The organism is Pseudomarimonas arenosa, from assembly GCF_014841215.1.
Taxonomy (GTDB): domain Bacteria; phylum Pseudomonadota; class Gammaproteobacteria; order Xanthomonadales; family Xanthomonadaceae; genus Pseudomarimonas; species Pseudomarimonas arenosa.
The window spans coordinates 1-6,462 of record NZ_JACYTR010000105.1; the positions used below are offsets into that span (position 1 = coordinate 1).

5 protein-coding genes are annotated in these 6,462 nt (G+C 63.5%); 2 read left to right on the forward strand and 3 right to left on the reverse strand.

Annotated elements, in window-relative coordinates:
- Positions 1 to 167: 167 nt before the first annotated feature.
- Both IFO71_RS21120 and IFO71_RS22570 read right to left on the reverse strand, forming a co-directional pair.
- On the reverse strand, positions 168 to 2,516 hold the full coding sequence (locus IFO71_RS21120) for a S41 family peptidase (RefSeq protein ID WP_192031674.1): 2,349 nt from the start codon (positions 2,514 to 2,516) through the stop codon (positions 168 to 170).
- 99 nt (positions 2,517 to 2,615) lie between these two features.
- The gene (locus tag IFO71_RS22570; protein WP_192031675.1) at positions 2,616 to 3,929 is read right to left on the reverse strand and encodes a lipase family alpha/beta hydrolase; all 1,314 of its coding nucleotides are present in this window, start codon (positions 3,927 to 3,929) and stop codon (positions 2,616 to 2,618) included.
- 136 nt (positions 3,930 to 4,065) lie between these two features.
- On the opposite strand from IFO71_RS22570, the gene IFO71_RS21130 reads away from it, so the two are divergent.
- Positions 4,066 to 4,344, forward strand: a complete 279-nt coding sequence (locus IFO71_RS21130) for a MoaD/ThiS family protein (protein WP_192031676.1) — start codon at positions 4,066 to 4,068, stop codon at positions 4,342 to 4,344.
- A 1-nt stretch (position 4,345) separates the two neighbouring features.
- Positions 4,346 to 5,506: a WD40/YVTN/BNR-like repeat-containing protein gene (locus IFO71_RS21135; RefSeq protein ID WP_192031677.1), complete on the forward strand. Its 1,161-nt coding sequence runs from the start codon at positions 4,346 to 4,348 to the stop codon at positions 5,504 to 5,506.
- Between the two features lie 184 nt (positions 5,507 to 5,690).
- On the opposite strand, the gene IFO71_RS21140 is transcribed toward IFO71_RS21135, so the two are convergent.
- A complete protein-coding gene (locus IFO71_RS21140; RefSeq protein WP_225444857.1) occupies positions 5,691 to 6,383 on the reverse strand; it encodes a DUF4386 family protein in 693 nt (230 codons plus the stop codon).
- Between the last annotated feature and the right edge of the window lie 79 nt (positions 6,384 to 6,462).

The window sequence follows — 6,462 nt, forward strand, 5'->3', positions numbered from 1 at the left end:
AATGCCCTGCGTAGCCGCGCAGCGGCCGAATGAGGGCCGTGCCAGCGCCGAAAGATCGCGAACACTCTGTTATCTCAACACCATCGGTCGAAACTCTCGCCCCGCTTGGAATTGCCGGATCTTGCGGCGCGACCTCATGAAATATCCGGGCTCGCCGCTACCGTTGGTCAGTGGCCGACCAATCGCTGCATCGGCATGTTCTGGCGCTGCCAGCGTGAGTGCCCAGCGCCGAATTGCGCGTTGATCGACAGCCAATTGCCCTGCTCGACGTTGTGCAAGGCGCCGCGCAGATCGAGTTCAAGCGTCCCGGCTTCGGTCACGCTGAGATCGGTCGGCGGGCAGTGACGGCAAAATCCGCCGAAGCGCTGCAGCGTGATCGACGCTTGCCCGGCGTCGTCGAGCGTGCCGGTGCCCAGCAGCCAGCGCGGTTGACCCGCGTCATCGTAGGCATAGACAAACACCGACAACTGCTCATTCTGCTGGTGAATGCTAAGCCCCCAACCCAGCTCGGGCGGCGGACCACTCCAGAGCCCGCCAGCGGGCCCGCTGTTGAGCAGCAAGGGCTGCTGGCAGTTGCCCTCGCTGTCGGCCGACCCAGGCCAGCGCCACTGCGCACGCGGGTGCAGCGCATTCTGATTCTTGTCCGCGCAAACCCGGTGATAAGGGCCACGTTCGAAATCCACTCCGTAGTCGGGCGCCGCCTGATGGGCATCACCGCCATCGGTATAGCGCAGGAAGCTCGATTGCCAGGCTTCGCTGTCAGACAGGCTCGCGGCGAGCAGCCACTCGGGCTCGCCATGGGCATCGTAACCGTAGCTGAGCACGGCCGTCGTCTGCCCGTCAGCATGCACATCCAAGCCTTCGCCGTTGCGCGCCGGCGCGTAGTAGGCACCGCTAGCGGGCAGGCGGCTTGGCGCCGCATCCTGCAGCCAGCGACAATCAAGCGCCGCCTCCAGCACTTCGTCGCGCCCCGCGGCCAAGCCTGCGATGGTCGGTCGAACATGCACGTCGGGCACGATGCCGATGCGCTGGGTGGCGCGGCCGTCAGGATAGAAAACACCTAGGCCAGTGAAGTAGCTGGTCAGAGTGCCCGGCAGTTCAATTGAGGTGATATTGCCGTCGGCACCCGCAGTCTGGCTGCCGAAACTGATCGTTCGACCGGTGGCTTCGAATCCCATCAGCGAGAACTCGGCCTGACTCTGAGTGCGCTCGTCCTGCAGCAGCAGGATCCGGCCCTGCCAGCCGCTGGGCTGGCGCCCACCGAGGCGGTTTTCAAACAGGGTAAACCGTCCCGGCGCAGCCAGGTCCGGCTGGCTGAGGTGAGCCATCAGTGTCGGCTCGGCATACAGCACGTCGACGATCGGCCACATGGTGTTATTCGGGTAGTTGCGAACATCGAATACGATGGCGTCGTTCGACTGCATGGCGGCAAGCATCGGCATGACTTCCGCAGGCTGCAACCGCGCCAAGTCGACGATACCGATCCGACAGCCGTCCAGCGCACGGCTCTGCCACACCGGCTGCCCGGCCAGGGTTGAAAAATGGTACAGCCCACTGCGCGGCAAGGAGACCTCGTAGCGGCTGCCGTCTGGGCGCTGCAGCGAGAACCGCCCCGGATTGGCGCCCAGAGACAAGGCCAATCGCAAGGCCTCTCGTTCCTTGGTGATCGGATTGGAACCAAACACCTGCGCTTGCAAGCGCCGCTTGCGATCTACCAGGGACTCGCCATCGATGGCCAGCAGCTCATCGCCCGGGCGCACCGTGGCCGCATTGGGCAACACCTGCAGCACGATATCGCGGCCATCGATGGACGTCAGCGTGAACGGCGCCAAGCCCTCGCCCGGCGCGCTCGCCGCCTCAAAAAAGAATGCGTGCGAGTCTTCGATGGCGGCGGTGAACTCACGCATGGCCAGCACATAGTCTGCGCGACTGGGTGCGTCAATGATTCGATCGGCGTACTGGTCGAACAGCTCGCCCCAGTCACGACCGATGTCGGCCTTATAGGGGAAGAAATATTCGATCGCATTCCAGAAGCGAAACAGCGCCAAGGCGCGCTGACGCCGGTCCGGATCGAACACTGCCTGGCCAACATCGCGGCTGAACTGGGCTGGGCCACCCCACGACTCGGTTGAGACGTAACACTGCTGGCTTGGCCGCTGCGCCGCCAGCCAGGCCAGCTGCTCCTGCAAGGCCGGCGGCAGGTTTGAATCGACGATCCAGGCCGGCGTCTGCTCGTCCACCGGCTGGCGCGACCCGTCACCCGCCGCGGCAAGCATGCTCATGATCGCCTCAGCCCGAGCGGCCGCGTCGTCGGCCTCCAGTAAAACAACACGTTCCATCATGACCGCATCCCAATCGAGCTGGCAGCGGGTGATATTGGGGTGATGATATTTGGCCAGGCCCCAGGCCCGGGCGGCCAGTTGAAGTCTATGTTCAGCTGCGTATGAGATCGAGGAAAACGAAGCCAGCAGGGCGAGACAGATCAGGAAGATCAGACGCGTGATGATCAGGGGCATTGGCAGCCTTTGTACGATTTCTTTCGTGCATGAAAGCCCAGCTGCGTGGAAAACGCAATCCCCGGTGAAGATCAGCACTGCCCTGCACGACCGCGCTCATCATCGATCGCTGTCGCTCAGCGCGACACCTAGCCCGGAAGGCTCCAGCAGCCACCCGCGCACCTGCTCACTGACGGTGGGGTGGTACAGGATCTGCAAGTGGTGCATGCCGTACAGCAGCGCTTTGCGCGAGGCCGGTACCGCCAGCGAGCGAGCACGTTGCCGATGTTCACCGAGCGCGCTGGCGACCGGCACCAGGCCATCACTGCGCGGTCGTCGACGGCTTGCTACAGCCGGCTGCAGGCTGCGGCTGGCCGCCAACAGATACAGATGCAGCCCAGCCGGTGGTTGCAACACCGTTGGCCCGTCTGTCGCTGATTGCAGGCTGCCATGGCGCAGGTCGGTGATGCCGGCGCTGCGCAAGCGAGCTAGACGAGCAAAGGGGGCGACCAGCGGCAGGGCCGCCAGCAGCTGTTCCAGCCCGTGCCCGGCACGTTCCAAGGGCGCGCCCTGATGCGGGCTGCCCAGGCAGACCAGCTTGTGGGTGCGGCTCAGCCAACCCTGCCCCGTCTGCTCGGCTAAAGCGCAGGCGCCACGCGCCACCAGGCCGCCCATGCTGTGGCCAATCAGGACGATCGAGTCAATCTGCCCTGGCCACTTCTTAACCAGGCGCTCAAGCATCTCTGCAAGGTCAGCTGCATTGCCGGCGATCGAACGACCGCTGTTGTAGTGCAGGTGCAGGCTGCAGTAGCCAAGTTCGGTCAGCATCTCCTCCATCGGCCCTGGCGCGCCGGGCGTCTCTGCGGGCGCTGCGCCTTCTTCCTGGCCATCAGCCGGCGCCGACCAGTGCTGCGGGTGCATGCACAGGCCGTGCAACAGAACGGCGAGTTTCACCCTTCCAGGTTCAACGCCAGGCAATGCAAGCGTCTGATCCTCCTTCAGCGGTCGACCGCGATGCAGAAGTTGCATTCTGATCGCCAATGGATTGGCGCTGCTCTCCAACCAATCACCTAACACACCGTTCAACGCACTGAGCAGAGCTTGCGATCGGGCGGACCCCGGCCGCTGCGGATCGCCATCGGGCAACAGACCAAGCAGGGCATCGAGACTGTGCCCGACCAGCCCGGTGACAGCCTCAACCACGCGGTAACTCAATCCCGCCAGGCCACCGGCGGCATTGGGCGAACCCAGGGCGTTCAGCGTTGCTACCTGCTGGATACCGCCGTGCACTGCACCAGCCAATTGAGTGACCTTGCGCACCCCTTCCACCGCCAGGCGGGCAGCCCCGCGCAGCTCAGCTGCGCTTGGCAATGCGCGTGAATCGGCGCCCGCCCCTGGTGTGCTGCGTTGATCGAGCTGCAGTTGCTTGGTCACCACATGCCCCGATTCCGCAGGATCGCGCGCCTCGCCACTATACGGCAACGGTGATTCGCGCACGCAAGCAGTGAAGCGCCAGAATGCCGCATCGACACCGCGATGCTTCGCTCAGGCTTTGGGACTACACTTCGGTATGGCAACCGTCACGCTTACCGGCCACCTGCTGTCGTTCTTTCCGGCACTGAAGGGACAATCGCTGTCGGTCGAAGCGAGCAGCGTGGCGCAGTTGCTGGCGGCGCTGGAACAGCGTGCGCCTGGCTTTGCCTTCTACGTCTGCGACGAAGCCGGGCGCCTGCGGCCGCACGTCAATATCTTCATCGACGGGCAACGTATCGTTGATCGCCGGGCGCTATCGGATCCATTGAACGAAAACGCCGAGGTTTTCATCCTGCAAGCACTGAGCGGAGGCTGAGATGGCACAGCGTGTTCTGGTCGGTACCCGCAAGGGCAGCTTTATCGTCGAACAGGCCCACGGTCGCTGGCAGCCGCGGCTGGCCGGCCATGCCGGCGCCGGCAGTAACTATGTCGCCTGCGACCCGAGCACCGGAACCCTATGGGCCTTGCTCGGCCACGGCCACTGGGGCGCCAAGCTGTCGCGCTCTACCGATGACGGGGCGACCTGGCAGGACGCAACGCAGATCAAGTACCCGTCAGGCGCACGCTACATCGGCACCGACATGCCGGGCGAGGACGGCGCCGAGCCGCCCTCGAAAGTCCGCACCGCCACCCTGCTGAAGCTCTGGTGCATCGCCTTCGGCCCGACCGGCAAGATCTATGTCGGCACCATTCCCGGCGGGCTGTTCGAGAGCAGTGACGGCGGCCAGACCTTTGAGTTGAACCGTGCGTTATGGAATCACTCCTCTCGCGGCGGTGATCTGTTCAACGGTGACGGCAGCGGCGAAACACACTGGTTCGGCACGCCAGCCTCGGAGTCCGGCGAGTTTGCCGCCGGCATTCACTCGATTGCCGTCGACCCCAAGAATGCCGATCGCATGCTGATCGCGGTCTCCACAGCCGGCGTGCTGGAAACCACCGATGGCGGCAAGTCCTGGCGGGGCCGCAACCAGGGAATGACCAACGACTACCTGCCTGACCCTAACGCCGAATGGGGACACGACCCGCACTACGTTGCGCTCTGCCCCGGCGCACCTGAGCATGTTTGGCAACAGAACCACTGCGGCGTGTTCTACAGCGACAACGGCGCTGCGAACTGGCGCAATGTCAGCGCACCTGAATCAGGCGTTCGCTTCGGCTTTCCGGTCGCCGTCGATGCCAAGGACGGCCGCACCGCCTGGTTGGTACCCGGCAAGGCCGACATGCAACGCACCGCCATCGACGGCGGCCTATTCGTCGCCCGCACCACTGACGGCGGCCAGTCCTGGCAGCAGCTACGCAGGGGATTACCGCAGGAAAACGCCTTTGATGTCGTCTACCGCCACGCCCTTGACGCCAGCGGCGACACCCTCGCCTTTGGCAGCACCACCGGTAACTTGTACATCAGCGAAGATCGCGGTGAGAGTTGGCAGACAGTAGGGAACAATCTGCCGCCGGTGTATTCGGTGAGGTTTGGGTAGCGCTGCACGGCCAGAAGCGGTTGGTCGTGCCCAATTGGCGGCGAACACAGGAGCGCACACCCAAGCTTGGAGCCGCGACGGTAGACGACCAACCCCGGAGTTTAGCGGGCGATGCACCACACCTGACCAGGCTGCTATACCGTCACGGCATTGGCAGGTTTGGACCATCGGTCCGCTTGAACGATTAGTTAGTTGTGGGGCGGCGCAGCATGCAGATCCCGACCCAGGCAAACCACGCAATCTGAGTGATGCCAAATACCGCACCAAGCTCACCCAACGGAGGCGCAATGGTGAGAATCCCGGCGGTGCCGACGACGAAGCCAAGATAGGACAGCGCCTTGGGAAGTGCATGTGAGCCACGAACAGCGAGGCTGATGAGCAATACCCACAGACCCCCGACAACCTCAACGCCACCGCCCAATCCGTTTTCGACTGCGCCAAGCGTAGTCCAGGTGGAAAGAGCTTGTGACGGGTCGGTGGCTTGGAGCGAAGCGACTGCCTCCAGACCAACGCTGCCAATCATGCCACTCGCGATGACAAGGCCAGACCAGATCAGGCCAAAAGCGGTTGCGATCTGCATAAGGCTAGCCGATGCGTCCTTGAGCCTCTCGTGCAAGGAAACAGATAGGACGACGAGAGCCATGCCAAATACGACATAGATGAGCGTGGTCCAGGCTTGAAAAAGGGCCTTCCTTTCCAACACAAACGCGAGCCTTTGCGCCGCGCCCCAGCCCTCCGTGTTGCCCGGATTCAGAACCGTCGCCATGGCTGCAAAGCCAATCACGTATAGCAGGGCGTTAACGAGGGCTGCTGCTCCGCCCGCTTTTTGAAGTTTGTCTTGCCCCCAGATCCTTGGACCCGATGAAATGATAGACAACCATCGAGGAGCAAGACATGGGACGCAAGAGCGAAATGCCTGCAGAGAAGCGCGTAGACCTGGTATTGGCGCTATTGAG

What these genes read in the sequence shown, in the direction of transcription:
- IFO71_RS21120 (WP_192031674.1), bottom strand. Translation starts at nt 2,516, where the DNA reads ATGCCCCTGATCATCACGCGTCTGATCTTCCTGATCTGTCTCGCCCTG.
- IFO71_RS21130 (WP_192031676.1), top strand. Translation starts at nt 4,066, where the DNA reads ATGGCAACCGTCACGCTTACCGGCCACCTGCTGTCGTTCTTTCCGGCA.
- IFO71_RS21135 (WP_192031677.1), top strand. Translation starts at nt 4,346, where the DNA reads ATGGCACAGCGTGTTCTGGTCGGTACCCGCAAGGGCAGCTTTATCGTC.